This window comes from Terrisporobacter mayombei (genome assembly GCF_020748465.1).
Classification (GTDB): Bacteria; Bacillota; Clostridia; order Peptostreptococcales; family Peptostreptococcaceae; genus Terrisporobacter; species Terrisporobacter mayombei.
In genome coordinates, this window is record NZ_JAHZMP010000319.1 from 1 (window position 1) to 255 (window position 255).

The window sequence follows — 255 nt, forward strand, 5'->3', positions numbered from 1 at the left end:
ATCCTCCGCATTTATGGAGCTGGTGATAGGAATCGAACCTACAACCTGCTGATTACAAGTCAGCTGCTCTACCGTTGAGCCACACCAGCGTATTATTTAAAGAAGTATTATGGCGACCTGGAAGGGGTTCGAACCCTCGACCTCCAGCGTGACAGGCTGGCATTCTAACCAACTGAACTACCAGGCCGCGTTTGTGTTTTTATGGTGGGACCAACAGGGCTCGAACCTGTGACCCCCTGCTTGTAAGGCAGGTGC

General features: G+C 51.8%; 2 tRNA genes. Both read right to left on the reverse strand.

Annotated features, from left to right (window positions below):
- Positions 1-14: 14 nt before the first annotated feature.
- Positions 15-89, reverse strand: a tRNA-Thr gene (locus K0039_RS21805).
- 21 nt (positions 90-110) lie between these two features.
- Positions 111-187, reverse strand: a tRNA-Asp gene (locus K0039_RS21810).
- Positions 188-255 lie beyond the last annotated feature (68 nt).